Origin of the sequence: Clostridium sp. chh4-2 (assembly GCF_002899675.1) — a bacterium.
Lineage (GTDB): Bacteria > Bacillota > Clostridia > Lachnospirales > Lachnospiraceae > CHH4-2.
This window is the reverse complement of sequence record NZ_PKUU01000009.1, coordinates 149,581-165,729: the sequence shown is the minus strand read 5'-3', so window position 1 is coordinate 165,729 and position 16,149 is coordinate 149,581. Positions and strand designations below refer to the sequence as shown.

General features: G+C 45.3%; 15 protein-coding genes. 1 reads left to right on the top strand and 14 read right to left on the bottom strand.

Annotated features, from left to right (window positions below):
- Positions 1 to 87: 87 nt before the first annotated feature.
- From C0033_RS11840 to C0033_RS11785, 12 genes are all read right to left on the bottom strand, one after another.
- Positions 88 to 1,032 carry a LysR family transcriptional regulator gene (locus C0033_RS11840; protein WP_103228133.1) on the bottom strand — a complete coding sequence of 315 codons (945 nt, stop codon included), beginning with the start codon at positions 1,030 to 1,032 and terminating at the stop codon, positions 88 to 90.
- A 19-nt stretch (positions 1,033 to 1,051) separates the two neighbouring features.
- Positions 1,052 to 1,711, bottom strand: coding sequence for a redox-sensing transcriptional repressor Rex (locus C0033_RS11835; protein ID WP_103228085.1), 660 nt, complete (start codon positions 1,709 to 1,711; stop codon positions 1,052 to 1,054).
- Positions 1,712 to 1,732: 21 nt separating this feature from the next.
- A complete protein-coding gene (locus C0033_RS11830; RefSeq protein WP_180994691.1) occupies positions 1,733 to 2,422 on the bottom strand; it encodes an L-2-amino-thiazoline-4-carboxylic acid hydrolase in 690 nt (229 codons plus the stop codon).
- 31 nt (positions 2,423 to 2,453) lie between these two features.
- A complete protein-coding gene (locus C0033_RS11825) occupies positions 2,454 to 5,879 on the bottom strand; it encodes an EAL domain-containing protein (RefSeq protein ID WP_103228083.1) in 3,426 nt (1,141 codons plus the stop codon).
- 287 nt (positions 5,880 to 6,166) lie between these two features.
- Positions 6,167 to 6,958 carry an HAD family hydrolase gene (locus C0033_RS11820; protein WP_103228082.1) on the bottom strand — a complete coding sequence of 264 codons (792 nt, stop codon included), beginning with the start codon at positions 6,956 to 6,958 and terminating at the stop codon, positions 6,167 to 6,169.
- Positions 6,945 to 7,535: a xanthine phosphoribosyltransferase gene (locus C0033_RS11815; protein ID WP_103228081.1), complete on the bottom strand. Its 591-nt coding sequence runs from the start codon at positions 7,533 to 7,535 to the stop codon at positions 6,945 to 6,947. Before C0033_RS11815 ends, C0033_RS11820 begins: the two co-directional genes overlap by 14 nt.
- Before the next feature lie 23 nt (positions 7,536 to 7,558).
- Positions 7,559 to 8,662, bottom strand: a complete 1,104-nt coding sequence (gene tig / locus C0033_RS11810; RefSeq protein WP_103228080.1) for a trigger factor — start codon at positions 8,660 to 8,662, stop codon at positions 7,559 to 7,561.
- 324 nt (positions 8,663 to 8,986) lie between these two features.
- Positions 8,987 to 10,405, bottom strand: a complete 1,419-nt coding sequence (locus tag C0033_RS11805; RefSeq protein WP_103228079.1) for an aminopeptidase — start codon at positions 10,403 to 10,405, stop codon at positions 8,987 to 8,989.
- On the bottom strand, positions 10,402 to 10,857 hold the full coding sequence (gene dtd / locus C0033_RS11800) for a D-aminoacyl-tRNA deacylase (RefSeq protein ID WP_103228078.1): 456 nt from the start codon (positions 10,855 to 10,857) through the stop codon (positions 10,402 to 10,404). Before dtd ends, C0033_RS11805 begins: the two co-directional genes overlap by 4 nt.
- A 58-nt stretch (positions 10,858 to 10,915) precedes the next feature.
- Positions 10,916 to 12,718: a glycerophosphodiester phosphodiesterase gene (locus C0033_RS11795; protein WP_103228077.1), complete on the bottom strand. Its 1,803-nt coding sequence runs from the start codon at positions 12,716 to 12,718 to the stop codon at positions 10,916 to 10,918.
- A gap of 147 nt (positions 12,719 to 12,865) precedes the next feature.
- Positions 12,866 to 13,534, bottom strand: coding sequence for a GTP pyrophosphokinase family protein (locus C0033_RS11790; RefSeq protein WP_347501099.1), 669 nt, complete (start codon positions 13,532 to 13,534; stop codon positions 12,866 to 12,868).
- Positions 13,534 to 14,265 (bottom strand): S1 RNA-binding domain-containing protein, encoded by a 732-nt coding sequence (locus C0033_RS11785; RefSeq protein ID WP_103228075.1) that lies wholly within the window; start codon positions 14,263 to 14,265, stop codon positions 13,534 to 13,536. Before C0033_RS11785 ends, C0033_RS11790 begins: the two co-directional genes overlap by 1 nt.
- A 240-nt stretch (positions 14,266 to 14,505) precedes the next feature.
- Here C0033_RS11785 and C0033_RS11780 point away from each other — a divergent pair, with 240 nt between their 5' ends.
- On the top strand, positions 14,506 to 15,444 hold the full coding sequence (locus tag C0033_RS11780; RefSeq protein WP_103228074.1) for a LysR family transcriptional regulator: 939 nt from the start codon (positions 14,506 to 14,508) through the stop codon (positions 15,442 to 15,444).
- Between the two features lie 145 nt (positions 15,445 to 15,589).
- Here the strand turns inward: C0033_RS11780 and C0033_RS11775 are convergent, their stop codons facing one another.
- Complete coding sequence (locus C0033_RS11775) at positions 15,590 to 15,823, bottom strand: hypothetical protein (protein ID WP_103228073.1); 234 nt, start codon at positions 15,821 to 15,823, stop codon at positions 15,590 to 15,592.
- Positions 15,816 to 15,953, bottom strand: coding sequence for a hypothetical protein (locus tag C0033_RS27045; RefSeq protein WP_180994690.1), 138 nt, complete (start codon positions 15,951 to 15,953; stop codon positions 15,816 to 15,818). The genes C0033_RS11775 and C0033_RS27045 overlap by 8 nt, the downstream gene beginning before the upstream one ends.
- Between the last annotated feature and the right edge of the window lie 196 nt (positions 15,954 to 16,149).

The window sequence follows — 16,149 nt, the reverse complement described above, 5'->3', positions numbered from 1 at the left end:
AAAGTTCTATGTTCTTATTGTAACTTCTTTTATCTCATTTGGGTAATGTAAAGCAGAATATATCAGTATATAAATACTGATATATCATTATCTCTCCGCCGCCATATCACCAATGATTTCTTTTTTCACCATTTGAACTTCCTTTAAAAACATTTCATCATAAGCGCTAAGCTTATAGTGAGGACGGTATATCAGCACGTCCCGATATTTTCGGTCCAGATCAAAACAGGTTCTCTGAATCAGTCCATAGCTTTTCAGGCACCGTGCCGGCAGTGGAGATACCCACATATAGCCGTCCTCATTGGTCTGCAGAAGGTTGAACTGGCTTCCCCTCTCGTAGACATAGATCCGCTTTCTCTTCTCCCCGCTCCAATGCGCAGAAACATTTTTTATGGGCAAAGAGGAAGAAAGTTTAATATCCCCATGAAGAATCTCCAAATACTCTTTAAGCTGTTCACAGGTTATAACCTCTTCATCAGCCAGCGGATGATTCCCGGACATCAGAATCACCGGATCGTATTTCCAGATCAGACGGCTCTCCAGTTCGTGTTCTTTTAAAATCTGTGCGTAATATTTTTCAAATTCCTCGGAATACCGTATAATCCCCATCCGGCACTTTTCGTCCGCCACATCCGCCACAGTTTCCATCGAATTGGTTTCCTTGAGGCTTAAATTAATCTCTTTCGACCGGTCCATGCGCTTTACAAAACGGCAGAACGCTTCGCTGATATATGTGGCCCTTGGAATTGAAAGCCGGAATTCATTCTGCTCCCGCTCCTGACCTTTATAGACAGATTCCATCTCTTCCAGCTGCATCAATATATTCTTCGCATATTCCAGAAATATCTTTCCTTTTTCAGTGGGCACCACCCCTTTGGATGTCCGTTTAAAGATGGGCGCGCCCATCATTTCTTCCAACGATTTAATCGCTTTGCTCAAATTAGGCTGCTCCATGTACAGATTATTGGCCGCCTGGGTGATAGACCCCGTCTTCCCCACTTCCAGTGCATATTGTAAAAGTACTGTATTCAAGCCGGTATCTCCTTTCCCATCAACAGTCTCCGCCTCCATGCTCCAATAAGTATTTGGAAAGCATTCCTAAAGAAGCCGCCATATCTTCATTTTGAACCATCACATGTTCCGGAACAGATAGATGAACAGGGGCAAAATTCCATATGGCCCTCACTCCGCCCAAAACCATCCTGTCGCAGACTTCCTGGGCACAGGAAGCCGGCACGGCGATAATCCCGATGTGAACATTCAGCCTGGCGCACATATTCACCAGCTTATCGGACAATAAAACCATTTTCCCCGCCACTTTAGTTCCAACCACTTCCGGGTCATTATCAAATGCGGCCACGATCTCAATTCCGTACTGTTCGAAGTCCCGGCAGGACAGAAGCGCCTTCCCAAGAGCTCCGGCTCCCGCTAAAACCGCCTGGTTCACATTATTGTAGCCCAGAAAATCCTCAATATCCACCAGAAGCTCATCCACGGAAAAGCCGGCCTTCGGCTTCCCCGCCCTTTTGCTCACCAGCGCCAGCTCTTTTCTGACCTGAACTTCATTCAGATTCAAATCCGCCGCAATAGCCGGAGCCGATATATATGCCTGCTCCTCTTCTTTTTTCTGCTGTAAATAATGATAATATCCCGGAAGCCGTTCCAGCGTTTTCTTCGAAATTCCGGCAACCATCGTCTTTTTATCTTCCATTTCTATCCTACCCCAAGTCACTTACCGTGTTTCTTTCTCCAAAATTGCGGCATATTCTCTGCCAAAAATACGGGAAAATTCCTCTAATGCCCGTTCAACGATCTCATTTCCATGATTCCCATATGCTTCTTTCAGATATTCACCCATCACCGCCAGCATTCCGGATGTATGAAACAGGAAATCTTTTCGGAATCCGGTTCCCAATTTTTCTGCAAACTCCTGGCATCTCTGCTGCTCTTCCTGTGAAACCGCTTCACCCCAGTCAAATCCACAGGCCTCATCACCTCCACTTAAACAGGAGGATATCTTTAACTCCAATTCCGGATTAAATCCTCTGTACACACTCTCGTCGATCACTTTGCAGTAAAAAGCGCCGTAATCCGCTAAATCATATTTTTTCCACGCATCCAGCCATCCGCACCCGGATACGGATGTCCGGAAACGGCCGCCTTCAACCGAAGAAGAGGACTTGGAAGCTCCGGTAACCAGAGGGAGCTCGCCATATACCATATAGCTGCATGGATTCAGCCCGCATCCGTCTTTTAAAGCGGCCCGGGCCATCCTCTTTCCCCGGTCTTCCCCATATCTTCCGGTGGCCGCCAGCACATGAACTTCCCCCTGAGCAGGATCAAAAAGCATGATCTGTTTTGCCATCAGCGCATAAAGCACCGCATGGTGTTCCACCGTAAAATCCCTGCCTGTAATTTCCATCTTTCCCTCTCCTCTCATTTATCTTTTCGTGTTACATCTTTTCCACTGAAATATAGAAGATATGGCTTCCCCTGGCCTTAGCCAGCAGCCACGCTTTCACCTTATAGAATCCTCCGGCATTTCCTTTGCCAAATGGCTTCGTATGGACCTCCGCCTGCCCCTTTCCATCTTTTATGCATTCTTCCAGCATCTTTTTAAAATAGATCCTGTCCTCTTCAAATAAGCGGGCTAATACATCTTTTCTGTAAGGCTCATAATCTTCCCTCTTAATTCCCAGCAAACGGAGATAAGAATCATTGGCCTGAAGAATCTCCACCCGTTCCCCGTTATATTCAATCACGGCAGCTCCGCCGGCGAAATTATTGAAAATGAAGGACAAATCCGATTCCGGATTCCATAATTCCTCTACAAATTCGGCAGAATATTCTGTTTCTCTCCGCACAATCTCCCCGCCGGAATCCTGCTGCATTAACGTCTCAAACTCCTCTGCCGGCATGGGTCTGGCAAAATAATATCCCTGCATGTAATCGCAGCCAATGCTCAGAAGAAAATCCGCCTGCTGCTTAGTCTCCACGCCTTCGGCGATGATCGGAAGATCCAGCCAGCGCGCCATACGCACAACCGAGCTCAAAATCGTTCCTCCTCTGGATCTGCCGTCTCCTCCAAGGAATTTTAAATCCAGCTTCAGCACGTCCACCGGCACATCCTTTAAGATGTTAAGGGAAGAATAACCGCTTCCGAAATCATCCATCTCCACCGTAAACCGCCTGTTCTGAAGCTTCTTAACCACCGAAATCAGTTCGGTCGGATTTCTCATATACACGCTTTCCGTAATCTCCAGTTTCAGCAGTTCGGCAGGTATCCTGTATTTTTTCACCAGCTGTTCCAAAAACTGACACAAACTCTGATCCTCGATATCGATTCTGGATATATTGACGGACACAGAAATCTCCATCCCCTTATCCAGCCATTCCCTCATCTTCATGCAGACCTGTTCCCATACAAACCGGTCCAGACTCGCAATAAAACCATTTTTCTCAAATATGGGAATAAATACCGCAGGACTGATAAGCCCTCTTTCAGGATGCTGCCACCGTACCAGAGCTTCCGCCCCCGCCATCTTTCCGGTGGAATACCGGAATTGAGGCTGATAATAGACCACAAACTGCCCTGTTTCCAATGCCTGAGCCATCTCACTCGTAATCCGCTGCTCCAGAATCAGTTTATCCCTGAGCACCTCGTCATAATAAGCATACGACTCATTATACCGCTGCTTTATGGTTCTGAGCGCCATAAGCGCCCGGTCACACATCAGAGCCACGTCCAGAGAGGTATCGTCAACCATATAGATGCCAAGGCAAAAAGAGAAATTAAAATCCACAGGATAGGCATCAAACCACTGCTGAAGCTTCTGTGACAACTGTTCCGCATCGAATAAGCTCTTAGGCCATAAAGACACATAATGATCCGCCTGCAGCCTGCAGCTGATAACTCCGTCCCGGTCAAATTCTTTAAAAAACCGTCCCAAATCTCCCAACAGCTGATCCCCCATCAAGGTGCCGAAAATATCGTTAAACGCCTTAAAACGGTCGATATCGCACCTGACAACGGCATAACACCCTTTGGGGTCCTCATCCAGGCGCTCACGCACATGGACGTAGAACGCCCTTCTGCTGTAAAGCCCGCTCATATCGTCGTACTCTATCATTTTGCGAAGCTCGGCCTGGTATTTCTCATCCGCTATTTTCTGCGCTTCCAGCCTGTTTTTCGCATCATTCGCATTTTCCTTTTCTACCAGCGCCTGTTTCAGCTGTTCATTGGCCGCCTCCAGCCTCCTGTAATTCCGCTGTCTGATAATCATGATGACAACAAGCAGAGATATGATCATTATAATCAGAACCGACAGCGCATAAATAAATAGTTTAAACTTATAAAATATATCCTTCCGCGTCATTTTATAATTTTCCGCCATGGTATATTTCATAATAATATGGTTAATCTCTTCCTGTGTAAGTGATTCCATTGTTTTTTGAAGCACAGACACCAACAACGGATTATCACTGTTCAGGATTCCGATTGAAAATTCTTCTTTCAGGGAATACGCCGTAAATATATATAATTTCTCATAAACCGGACGCTGCAGGTTGGCATGGGCCGCAAAGATATTCTCAAATGTAATATCCGCCTTTTTATTGACAATTGCATTCAGGCAGGAAAAATCGTCGGCCTCGAAGATAATCTCAGCATTGGGGTATTTATCTCTCATATAATCTTCCGTATTGGCCATCAAATACGGCAGCACGAGTGTAAAAGAACCGGAAGGGTCAAAGGCTTCTCCCTGTCGGCCCACCAGCACAAGGGAACTGTCTACCTTTGCCGGAATGAACAGCATCTGATCCGATTCTATCACTGCCTCGGACCTCATGAGCGGCGCTGCAATCTGTGCCTCGCTGCTCTTTAAATACTCTACTGCCCTAAGCTCCCCCGGAAGTATGTTATAGGAAAATTTCAAACCGCTTTTCTCCGAAACCAGAGACATGACATCAATTGTGATTCCCGTAAAACTCTGCGATTGGTCATTATAATCAGAAAGAACATTTCGTCCGTCAGACAATCCCACCTGAATCGTTTCCGCATGGTCTATAAATGCCTGTTCCTCCCGAGTATAAGCGGGTACTCCGGTAAGAACTGAAAAATAATATTTTTCATATAAATCCGCATCAAAATAAGGATTTTGAGCCTTAATCTGCTCCATCGCATCATTCAGTTTCTGAAGAACCGCGGTATTGCCCTTTGTTGTGGCAAAATAATAAGGCGAAGGGGAAAACTGGGTGATAATCCGATATCCCGACATATTTCTGACGTTGCTCAGCATAACAGAGTCTACCTGATGATTATCCAGTGCCTCTAAAAGCTCTTTTTCCGTATTAAATGTAATCTTATTGACCTGAAAGCCCTTTTCTTCGCAATAGTTATCAAACCGTTTATTCCTGCTGTTTCCATTCAGAATTCCAACCGTCATCCCGTTAAAACCGGAAAAATCCTGGTACGCGTAACGGATATCGTCCTTTCGTGTAAACAAACAGGCCGTACTGATTCCCGAATGAAGATCCGCATAGTCAAAGATCTCCAGGCGCTCCGGCGTCATCTGGATGGACCCCATCAGATCGATCTCACCATTTTTCAGCATGGTAAGGCAGTCCCCAAAAGACGCTCTGACGTACTCGTAATTCCATCCCGTATATTTTCTCAATTCCTGCAGATATTCATATCCATAGCCGGAATAGTTGCCCTCTTCATCTATATTCTGATATCCATCCAGTAAAAAATATCCCACTTTTACGGAATCCGTATTGGCTTCTGCAAAAGCAGGATGGTTCTTTCCTATGCAAACGGCAATCACAGACACTATTAAAAAAAGTACAACTTTAAGTTTTGTACTGAAATCTCGTTTCATCCCATTCACCCACAAGTAAATTTCTGATTTTGATTCTCAAACTATTATATCATCTATTTTCTCAATTGTCTCCCTTTTCACATGAACCGTGAAGGCTTTTTCGAAAATGCCTTGAAGATCTATGTAAAAATCCAGGTAAATTATAGGCTATCTAAATACTGATATTCCTCCTTGTTTTTAAACAATCCAGAAAAAAACAGCACGGAATCGGGAAGCGGAGCAGACCGCTCTGTCCTGCTCCGCTTCCCGATTCCGTGCGTACCCTTTAGCCAACCGGTTAAAACCGGTTATATAATCCCTAATTCTTTCATTGCAAATTCAATTCCATCCTCTTCAACCGTCTTTGTCACAAAGCTGGCGTAAGGTTCCAATCCTTTATCATGTCTGCCCATCAGCACTGCATTCTCGGCAAACCGGAACATGGAAAGGTCATTCATACTGTCTCCAAATACATAAGCATCCTGAAGCGTGAGCCCATACCGCTTGAGTACCACATCCATGATCGTCCCCTTGGAATGCCCCTGTGGCACACACTCGAAGAAATCGCTTCCGCGGTCAATCACGTCGAAGTCTGCTTCCAAGGTTCGGAAAAATCCGTCTTCATCGCTTTCTCCATCCGTCAGAACGCAGAACTTGTCAAAATCATAGCAGTCTTCATCCCAGCCGTAATCACGGATTGCAAAATCCAGAGATTTGCTGATCCGTCTGACCTCAGCAAAGCGGGATTCCTTTTTCTGGACATAGCAGCCCCCGGCCGCCTCTAAAATACCGTCCAAATTGTATTTAACTATATCCTTCTTAATCTGAATTCCCCTCTCATGAGGAATCTGATGGGAATAGAGAACCTCTCCTCCCACCCTTGCATAGGTGCCGCAGCCGCAAAGATATCCGTCCACTTCCACCAATTCTTTGATCTTTCCCAATTGGCTGTACGTGCGGCCGGAATTGATAAAAACCAAATGTCCGTTTTTACGGGCCGCAGACAAAGCGCGTACTGCGCTCTCCGGCACAGTACGCGTTATCTCACTTAATAATGTTCCATCAACATCAAAAAACAATACTTTCTTACTCACAGTCATCTCCGCGGAACACAATCGTTCCTGTCTCCTCATCCATAGATTCAACAATTGCCAGGGATTCCAGACGGATGCCTCTGGACCGTATGGCGTCTCCGCCTACCTGGAAGCCTTTTTCAATAACTACTCCGGCTCCCACCAGTTCAGCTCCTGAATCCTGTACAAGGGAAGCCAGTCCCTCCAAAGCCTTTCCATTGGCAAGGAAATCATCGATCAAAAGCACCTTATCGCCTTCTCCAAGGAATTCCTTGGAAACGATGATATCGTACACTCTTCCATGCGTAAAGGATTCCACTTTACTGGTATACACATCTCCTGCAATGTTTTTCGTCTTCGTCTTTTTAGCAAATACTACCGGCACGTCAAAATACTGGGCAACTACGCAGGCAATTCCAATACCGGAAGCCTCAATAGTAAGAATTTTATTGACCTCTACATCCGTAAACCGTTTTTTAAATTCTTTTCCAATCTCTTCAAACAGATGAATGTCCATCTGATGATTCAAAAAGCTATCCACCTTTAGTACATTGCCGGCCTTAATCTTGCCGTCTTTTCTGATTCTGTCTTTTAACAGCTGCATACGAGATCCCCCTATGATCTGAACTATTTTTCCACTGCATTATCCGCTAGAAATGCTACTACTTTTTCTGCCATTAAGAAACTGTTTGTTGTTACTTCTCCAAAAGCACTTTCCATGGCGTCAACACTGCCATAACCTATATCTTTAGCAATTTCTTCCCGTTCCGTATCATTAAGAACAATGCCCTCCTGATCCGCAATCGCATCGATAATTAAGTTCTCCCTCGCCATTTGGGCAGCAGCCTGTCTCAACTGGTTCTGGAATGTAGACATGTCCATGCCGTAAAGAGACAACATTGTTTCAAGGTCCATGCCAAGAGCTTGAGCCCTGTTTGTACTAATAAGAAGCTGTCTATTGTATTCTTCTTCCAATGTTTTATCCGTTACCGATACTTCACTGTTATTTATCACTTCCGTAAACAAAGCATTTTTTTTCATTAAAAGAGCTGCAGCCTCTTTCTCTTTTCCAATCTGCTCTCTTAATTCTTCTCTAAATGCGTCCACATTCTTGGAAGTTTCCGAATGTGCAGCAACAAATTCATCATTTAACTCAGGAACAATTGATGTAAAGCTGTTAACAGTCACTTCAAATACCACTGCAGCACCTGCTAAATCAGCCTGAGGATAGTTCTCAGGGAAGGTGAGATTCAGATCTTTCTTATCTCCAGCCTTTACGCCAACCAAGCCTTCTTCAAAGCCCGGAATAAAGCTTCCTGAACCGAGTTGTAAATCCTGTCCTTCTGCGGTTCCGCCTTCAAATGCAACTCCATCTTTTTTTCCCACAAAATCGATATTGACCGTATCGCCGTTCTGAGCAACATGGTCTGCCGGCACCTCAGTGATCGGATTGCTTGCTAAAACATACTGCACCCTCTGTTCTACTTCCTCATCCTTTACTTCTTCCACCGGAACGGCTTCCACTTCAAGTCCTTTATATTCGCCTAAAACAACCTTATCTTCATCAGCCCCCAGCGTTACTCCTTCAATGGGCTCCATTAAATTACTTGAAAACGATGTCGCTTCTGTCTCCGCAGCACTTGTCGGCTCAACTGAATTCTTCTTTGAACATCCTGTTAACAGCACAGCCGCAGCCATACCGCAAATACATACCTTTGCAAATTTTCTCATGATTAATACATCCTTATTCTTTTCTATTTATTCGCATCTTTTTTCCCCTATGCGCCCTTTTGCTGGCTGTCAGTCAGGGACTCCCCTTTGGGGATACAGATAATCTAAGTTATACCACATAAGAGAGGGAAAAAAAAGTATTTCAGCCAAATTCACAAAAATTTCAGAATATGCTGTAACTGTTCAGGGGGCGGAAATATTGATACAAAAATCAGTGTCAAGCTTGCTTGTAAGCGGATTTTTGTACCAATATTTCCATCGGAGGAACCTCCGATGCTTCTTGTATGGCCGCAGGCCATGCAAGAAGATGTCCCCTCTGAATAGTTACACGATGTTATAAAATGCATGAAATGCCTTGTATGTATTATACACATCCAATTTGGAAGCCAGTTCAAATGGAGAATGCATGGAGAGAATCGGCACGCCAAGATCCACCACTTCGATATTCATCTGAGCCACATATTTGGCAATGGTTCCGCCGCCTCCTGCGTCCACCGCTCCCAGTTCGCCGATCTGCCAGTATACGCCGCCTCTGTCCATAATATCGATCACCCGCGCCATCAGCTCCGCACTGGCATCGTTAGAACCGGATTTTCCTCTGGCCCCCGTATACTTGGTTAAAACGCATCCTTTATTCATATAGCAGGAATTATTCGCTTCAAATACGCTTGGAAACGTGGGATCATACGCCGCATTTACATCAGAGGAGAGGCAGACCGCATTTTTGAAAACAGCCTTAGGATTAACCCCCTGAAGTTCTGCCAAATACTCAATATAATGAGCCACATAGTTGGAGTTCAGCCCTGTATTTCCCTCCGATCCGATCTCCTCTTTATCTGTCAGAACCGTTACCGTAGTGTATTTTGGCTCCTTCGTTTCGATCTCCGCCATGAGAGCCGTATAAGCGCATACCCTGTCATCCTGCCCGTAAGCGCCGATCATGCTGCGGTCCAGCCCCACGTCGCTGGCTTTCTGGGCAGGAACCATCTCGATTTCCGCACGAAGGAAATCCGCCTCCGTAATCCCATATTTCTCATTTAATATTTGGAGCGCAAGCAGTTTGACCGGCTCCTTAATCTCATCGTCTGCATACGGCACGGAACCGATCACGATATTCAGTTCCTCGCCTTTTAATCCATCCTTTAAATGGCGTTCATTCTGTTCCGCGCCCAGATGGGGAAGCAGATCGGTAACGCAAAATACAGGATCATTCTCGTTTTCACCGATGGAAATCTCCACTTTTTCACCATTTTTCTTGATAATAACTCCATGCATAGCCAGCGGAACCGTGCCCCACTGATATTTTCTGATGCCGCCGTAATAATGGGTTTTAAAGTAGGCGATATCATTTTTTTCATACATAGGATTGGGCTTTAAGTCCAGTCTGGGTGAATCAATATGGGCACCGTTGATTCTGAGACCTGCATCCACCTTCTCAGTTCCAAAAGTGGTGGCAATCAGCGCTTTATTTCTTTGAATCATATAAACTTTGTCGCCCGGTTCATATGTTCCATTCTCGTCAAACGGCCTGTATCCGGCATTCAGAAGCATCTGCTCCGCTTCTTTTACGCATTCCCGCTCAGTTTTTCCCGTATCCAGGAATTTTTTATACCCTTCGCAAAATGCTGCCGCCTGCTCCACCTGTTCAGGCGCCGCCTTTGCAATATGAGGGAATTTCCAGGTGAGTTCATCCTGTAATTCTTTTGCTGTCTTTTCCATCTTTTCTTCCTTTCTCTTTGTCATCGTTTCATCAGCTCTTCACTGTCCAGCACTATGGTAAATGGCCCGTCATTTAACAGTTCAACCTTCATATCGGCTCCGAAGCTTCCGTGAGCCGTCTTTTTCGCATACCGGCCGCACTGCGAAACCACATATTCATAGAGTTCTTCAGCCAAAGCAGGCGCTCCGGCCCGGATAAAGCTGGGCCTGTTCCCTTTTCTGCAGTCCGCATATAAGGTGAACTGGCTGACCACCAGAATCTCTCCGTCCACATCTGCCAAAGAAAGATTGGTCTTTCCCTGCTCATCTTCAAAGATGCGCAGCTTTCCCATCTTATCCACCATTTTATCCGCAACCGTCCGGTCATCGCTGTCTTCCACACCCAGTAAAATTAAAAATCCTCTGCCAATCGAACCAATCTCCTGGCCGGACACAGTGACTTTTGCATGAGCCACTCTCTGTATTACCATACGCATAATTCCAATTTTCTCCTCATTTCAGTCTCTCTATCGCAAGTTTCTATCTTCTGAATCCCTATCTCAGAATCAGACGCAGATATCCCAACAGCGTTTCCGTCGCCTCTTCCCCATAGATCAGCTCTCTGGCTCTGACCGGATAATCCGTTATGATATTATCCACGCCAAGGGCCTTTACCCGCTCCATCTCGCTTTTGCTGTTGACCGTCCAGGCATGAATCTCCTTGCCGGATTCATGGGCCAGCGTCACCAAACGCTCGGTCACAAAGCTGGAACGCAGACTGATAAAATCAATGCTGTCTTCTTCATAATAACGGCCGTAAGCCGCTGAAATAATATAACCGGTTTTAATATCCGGATTCAATTCCTTAATCCGCACCAAATATTTAAGGGCCGTAGATGTCACTACGCACTGTTCTTCCATCCCATACTCTTCAATCAGTTTTAATACCATTTCCGGCATCCGGCTGCCGCTTCCCGCATTCTTAATTTCTATGTTCAGATTGATCTTTCCCTTGGCATAGGCCATCACCTCTTCCAAGGTCGGAATCCTCTCACCGGCAAATTCCGGTGAAAACCAGCTTCCCACATCCAGCTCCATCAGCTGCTCAAAGGTCAGTTCCGACACATTGCGCTTAATTCCGGCCACCCGTTTTAAACTGCTGTCATGGCAGAGGACCAAATACCCGTCACTGGATTCCTGTACGTCGATCTCCGCATAATCAGCCAGCTCTTCCACCGCCGCTTCAATGGCCGCCATGGTATTTTCCGGAGCCGTTTTGGAACTCCCCCGGTGGGCGGTTATGCCTATATCCGTTATCACAGCTTTTGTGATCACGGAACCGTTCCAGGCCACGTCAAACATGCAGACAGCGCTGACAACACACATCAGAACGCCTGCTACCAGAGCATATTTTTTCTTCAAAACCTTTTGTCCCGTAAAATCAAAATCCCACCTGGGCTCACGTTTCAGCCGGCTGCTGTATTGGTAGTAAAGCACTGTCAGGGACGCAAAATTGACCATACAGATAATCGAGCTGAACAAAAACAGCAAAACCAGCTCAATCCTGTCACAGGCCGCGAGAAGAAATGCGAACTCCATCTTTTTATCCACTGCCAACACAACGATCAGAGCCGCCGCCAACACGCAGACAAGATACGTAATAATCATCAATAAAATAGCCGCCGCATTGCCCCCGCCCATCAGTATTACAGATGGAATCACATGGTCTTTCAAAAGTTCCCTGCTTCTTGCGCAGCTGTCCCGGAAAGATTTCTGCTCCACCATACATCCATACCAGACAAACATAACCGGAGCAAACCCGATTACGCAAAGCACCAGCCCAACCACCAGAAGCATTCTGGATACGGGTTCTTCCAAAATTGTGCGCATCATAAAATTAAGGGGTTTCACGTGGGTAAACACCCGGTAGATCAAATAGAGGTTGACCAGCAGGTAATTCACCAGCGCCATTAAAAGAATCGCAAAATTCTTTCGCCTCATTTCATCAATCAGCTTGTGCACTCCGCCGGACAGAATCTCCGTCCAGGGAAGCTTCAGGTAATAAGCCGCCCCTGAAAATGCGGTGATCAATCCGCCGATCTCAACGGTTAATATCAAAACGCCAACCAGGCTCACGCCTAAAAGAATCAGTATCGTCCCCGGATTCAACAGGATTTTCCCCAGATTTCCCAATGTAAGAAAGCTGTAGCCGTTCAGCTTTAAAATAGCTTTAATCCCCAGGTCCATGAAACGCAGGTAAATGGGAGCAGTTACCAAACGGTAGATCACTTCAAACAGAAGCAGATTCTTGATATTAAATTTTATAATCTGACCTGTCTCTCTGAGAAGTCTCCACATATTATCCCTCGTCTCTCCGCATAAATTTACAGGAAGGGTGAAGGGATTTTTGAAAAAGCCTTAGGGTTTGGTTTTAAAACCAAATCACTAAGGCTTTTTCAAAAATCCCTTCACCTATTATGTTAAAAGTTCTCTTCGCTTCAGCCTTTACCCCTTTGTCTCTTCTTCAATAGCTTCTTCCTGTTGGTTCTGGCTGAGCGCAAGAATTGCTTCATTCAGGGAATACATCTTGGCATCCAGCATATCCACCATATCGGCGCAGGCTTTCAGCTCCTGCTGAAGATATGCAGGCGCATTCCCCTCAAATTTATAATAGATTTTATGTTCCAGGCTGGCCCAGAAATCCATGGCTACTGTCCGTATCTGTATCTCCACTTTCGTCTCTACCGGCCCGTCAGTCAGATAAATCGGAATTGTCACCACCATGTGATAACTCTTATATCCATTTGGTTTTGGATTTTTGATATAATCTTTTACAAATAAAACTGTAACATCGCTCTGCCTCGATATCATATCGGCAATCATATAAATATCCGATGTAAAGGAACAGATAATTCTGATTCCCGCGATATCATTGAGCTTATCAGTCATATTGTCAATGGTAACATCCCATCCGTAGCGTTTCAGCTTCTGAACAATGCTTTCCGGCGTTTTCAGCCGCGACTTAATATGTTCAATAGGATTGTAATCATAAATATGAACGAACTCATTATTCAGAATCTCAATCTTGGTATTGATCTCCTTTAACGCAGAGTTATACAAAAACATAACCGATTTCCATTGGTCAATCTGGTTGTATGTTTTAGGGATATTCATCATAATTTGATGCCCTTCAGTAAGTCGCCTAAGCCGGTAAAGGCGCTTCCATTTTCTTTATAGTCGAAAACCTCTGCCGGTTCATCTTCCGGCTCCAATGCTTTCATGCTCAGACTGATCTTTCCGTCTGCAACGCTTAAAATCTTAACAGTCACATTCTGGCCTTCTTTTAAAACAGCGCCCGGATGTTTAATTCTCTGATTGCTGATCTGGGAAATGTGAAGCAGACCTGATAATCCGCCTTCCAGATTAACAAATGCGCCGTATGGTTTCAGGCTGTCCACAACGCCTTCCACAACCTGACCTGCCTGTATCTTTGATAACTTCTCCTGTTTCTCCGCCTCTGCCTTTTCTTTCAGCAGTTCCTTTGCAGAGAGAACCAGTTTCTTGTTTTCAGGATCAACGGTGATAACGAGGGCCTCTACATATTTTCCAACCCATTCATCCAATTTCTCAATATATTCCAGTGAAAGCTGGGATGCAGGGATAAATGCCTTCATCTCGTCCACATATGCGATTGCTCCGCCTTTTACAATCTCTTTAATCTTAACCTTAACAACAGTACGGTCCTCTTTCATCTGGCCTAAATTCTGCCAAGCCTCTGCCTGAGGATCTTCTTCTGCCACATAAACCTGTTTGCTCCGTCTCTCGTCATATTCCTTATAAGACGCTTCCAGTTCTGCAGCGTAATCATCCATGCTTTCCATATCTTTTCTCATCTCGTCACTCATGTTTTTCTCCTCACTTTTCACAAAACTTTCTAATATATTAATTTATCATATCCTGCCTAATATTTCTATAGTTTTCTCTGAAAAAATATGCTATATTCTCATTAACGGTTACAATCAGCAGTCAGGCAGACGTTTTATCTCCTCCTTTGGCTTCCAAAGCGGAAATTCCGGTATGGTTATCCATGACAGTTGGAGCGCGGTCAGACTGTAACAGACCGTATACATGGAGGATAATCGATCATGATTAATTTTTTGAACCTGGAGTATTTCCTGACCGCTGCGGAAGAGCTGAATTTTACAAAAGCCGCAAAGCGTCTGTATATATCCCAGCAGTCCCTGAGCAACCATATCTCCAACCTGGAAAAAGAATTTGATGTTATTTTATTTAACCGAACCACCCCGCTGACCCTCACCTATGCCGGACAGGCTTTAAAAGCGAGAGCGCGGCAGTTTTTGGATCTCAGGGATGAAACGTACAAGGAGATAGCCGATATCAAGGATTTCTCCACCGGCCGCATTTCCATCGGCGTTTCTCATACCAGAGGGCGGAAGATCCTGCCGGAAATCCTACCGCTGTATAAAGAGCGCTTTCCCAATATCGAGCTTCATCTGGTAGAAGGAAACTCCTCAGAACTGGACAGCGATCTTCTGCACGGCAAAGTAGATCTGATCATCGGCATGCTGCCCTTTAAGGTGGATAACATAGAAACCGTCCCCCTCTGCGACGAGGAAGTCCTCCTTGCAGTCTCCGATTCCGTGCTGGAAAAAGCCTTCCCCGGAAAAGTGGAAGAAACGAAAATGCTGTTGGAACACAGCAATGACCTTTCCATATTAGACGGCTGCCCGTTTTTACTGCTTAATAAAGGAAACCGGGTGCGGACAATCGCCGATGAGATCTTTGAAGATTCGCAGATCACCCCGCGCATCATTCTGGAAACAGAGAATATAGAAACCGTTATGGCTTTAGCCGGAAAAGGCATGGGAATCACCTTTTATCCTAAGATGTTTATCGCCAGCCGGGGCGCTTTGGATACCGTTTTAAGAGAGCGGGGACCATTAAATTTCTACTCGCTCAACTACCCGAAAGCTCACGGTGTCTTGGCAATCGGTTATCATAAAGGCCATTACCTTTCACAGGCCACCAAAGAATTTATACGGATTGCCAAAGAAACGATCTGATATCTGCCAAAATGGGATTCGATATCCGCCCTTGTATCTTGGAGGTGAATACCGAATCCCATAACTGTTTCTTCTGCCACACTCTCAGATGCCTTTTAGAGTTATTGTCTCCTCATCCGCGTCCTTCTCCCGCGCCTATCGTTCGTCAATCGTTCAGAATTTTTTGAACCTCTTCACGGGTCAGACCTCCGGCCTGGGCGATCTCATCTATATCTTTGCCTTCTGCGTTCATTCGAAAGACCATTTTTGCAATGGTAATTCCCTGTTCCCGGCCACAGGCCAGGCCTTGTTCTCGTCCTTGACTAATTCCCCGCTGTAGTCCCAACTGCATTCCTTCCTCTAATTCCTCCGCAAACAACTCTCTTATCGCATCACACATTTCCTTCGCCTCCTCTGCTGCATCCCGGTTTGCCCTGAGTATAATATCCAAGTTTATCCCGTTCTTCCAGAAGCTCAATCTGAGCCGCTGCATAGAAAGCGGGATGCCACTGCAAAAACTCTGTGCTCATTCGTCTCTCCTTATTATATTATTTTTTCCTGACAGAATCAAGGCTGGCTCCTATCACCTCCCGCTTTTTATAATTAAAAATGGAAAACTGCGGCCGAAACGGCCTGAAGAATAAAAAGAATACAGATAAATTCCAACCATTATTATAACAGCAAACCCTATATTTCTCAATCCCTATATCATCCCCATATTTTCAC

What these genes read in the sequence shown, in the direction of transcription:
- C0033_RS11835 (WP_103228085.1), bottom strand. Translation starts at nt 1,711, where the DNA reads ATGGAAGATAAAAAGACGATGGTTGCCGGAATTTCGAAGAAAACGCTG.
- C0033_RS11830 (WP_180994691.1), bottom strand. Translation starts at nt 2,422, where the DNA reads ATGGAAATTACAGGCAGGGATTTTACGGTGGAACACCATGCGGTGCTT.
- C0033_RS11825 (WP_103228083.1), bottom strand. Translation starts at nt 5,879, where the DNA reads ATGAAACGAGATTTCAGTACAAAACTTAAAGTTGTACTTTTTTTAATA.
- C0033_RS11820 (WP_103228082.1), bottom strand. Translation starts at nt 6,958, where the DNA reads ATGACTGTGAGTAAGAAAGTATTGTTTTTTGATGTTGATGGAACATTA.
- C0033_RS11815 (WP_103228081.1), bottom strand. Translation starts at nt 7,535, where the DNA reads ATGCAGCTGTTAAAAGACAGAATCAGAAAAGACGGCAAGATTAAGGCC.
- tig (WP_103228080.1), bottom strand. Translation starts at nt 8,662, where the DNA reads ATGAGAAAATTTGCAAAGGTATGTATTTGCGGTATGGCTGCGGCTGTG.
- C0033_RS11805 (WP_103228079.1), bottom strand. Translation starts at nt 10,405, where the DNA reads ATGACAAAGAGAAAGGAAGAAAAGATGGAAAAGACAGCAAAAGAATTA.
- dtd (WP_103228078.1), bottom strand. Translation starts at nt 10,857, where the DNA reads ATGCGTATGGTAATACAGAGAGTGGCTCATGCAAAAGTCACTGTGTCC.
- C0033_RS11795 (WP_103228077.1), bottom strand. Translation starts at nt 12,718, where the DNA reads ATGTGGAGACTTCTCAGAGAGACAGGTCAGATTATAAAATTTAATATC.
- C0033_RS11790 (WP_347501099.1), bottom strand. Translation starts at nt 13,534, where the DNA reads ATGAATATCCCTAAAACATACAACCAGATTGACCAATGGAAATCGGTT.
- C0033_RS11785 (WP_103228075.1), bottom strand. Translation starts at nt 14,265, where the DNA reads ATGAGTGACGAGATGAGAAAAGATATGGAAAGCATGGATGATTACGCT.
- C0033_RS11780 (WP_103228074.1), top strand. Translation starts at nt 14,506, where the DNA reads ATGATTAATTTTTTGAACCTGGAGTATTTCCTGACCGCTGCGGAAGAG.
- C0033_RS11775 (WP_103228073.1), bottom strand. Translation starts at nt 15,823, where the DNA reads ATGTGTGATGCGATAAGAGAGTTGTTTGCGGAGGAATTAGAGGAAGGA.
- C0033_RS27045 (WP_180994690.1), bottom strand. Translation starts at nt 15,953, where the DNA reads ATGAGCACAGAGTTTTTGCAGTGGCATCCCGCTTTCTATGCAGCGGCT.